The sequence below is a fragment of the Pandoraea terrae genome (genome assembly GCF_902459695.1).
Taxonomy (GTDB): domain Bacteria; phylum Pseudomonadota; class Gammaproteobacteria; order Burkholderiales; family Burkholderiaceae; genus Pandoraea; species Pandoraea terrae.
In genome coordinates this window covers 1-696 of record NZ_CABPRZ010000071.1, presented here as the reverse complement: position 1 = coordinate 696, position 696 = coordinate 1, and the positions used below count along the sequence as shown (strand labels likewise).

The window sequence follows — 696 nt, the reverse complement described above, 5'->3', positions numbered from 1 at the left end:
GGCACGGAGCAGTCGCTGATCACGCAGTCGATGTTCTGGCCGGTGCTGCTGCCCGAGCAGAAGCTGGCGATGGACAAGCAGTTCCACTTCGCCGAGCAGATCCAGAAGGTCGGCCCGATCACGCACATCCGCTTCAACATCATCCCGGACGGCGGCGTCTCGCGCCTGCGTCTGTGGGGCCGCCTGGCGGACAAGCAGGCGTAATGGGAACGGAAACGGGAAAGAAAACGGGAAAGGAAACCGGGCTATGAGCAACGTCCAGCACGCACTGCATGAGTTGCCGATCGAGGTGCTCACGCGCGAGGCGTTCGCGCCGTTCGGTGACGTGATCGAACTCGCCGGCGCCAAGCACTTCCCGATCAACGGCGGCACCACCGAGCGGTTCCACGATCTGGCGCAAGTCGATCTGGGCCCGGACGGCGGGCGCACGCTGGTGAACGTGTTTCGCGGCCAGGCGCGCACGCTGCCGTACGAGGTGAAGATGCTCGAGCGTCATCCGCTGGGCAGCCAGGCATTTCTTCCGCTGTCCACGGTGCCGTATCTGGTGGTGGTGGCGCCAGCCGGCGAGTTGGACGTGTCGCAGATGCGCGCGTTCCTCGCGTGCGGAGAGCTCGGCTGGCAGGGGGTGAACTACGCGCGCGGCGTGTGGCATCACCCGCTGCTGGCGCTGCACGAGACGTCGGACTTCATCGTCGT

Annotated in this window: 1 protein-coding gene and 1 pseudogene; both read left to right on the top strand. The window is 65.8% G+C overall.

What is annotated here, in order from left to right; translation table 11 throughout:
* A pseudogene (locus PTE30175_RS28030) lies at positions 1-204 on the top strand (allantoicase); the annotation flags it as partial.
* Positions 205-268: 64 nt separating this feature from the next.
* On the top strand, positions 269-696 hold a 428-nt coding region (locus PTE30175_RS28025), incomplete at its 3' end, for an ureidoglycolate lyase (protein WP_150700335.1).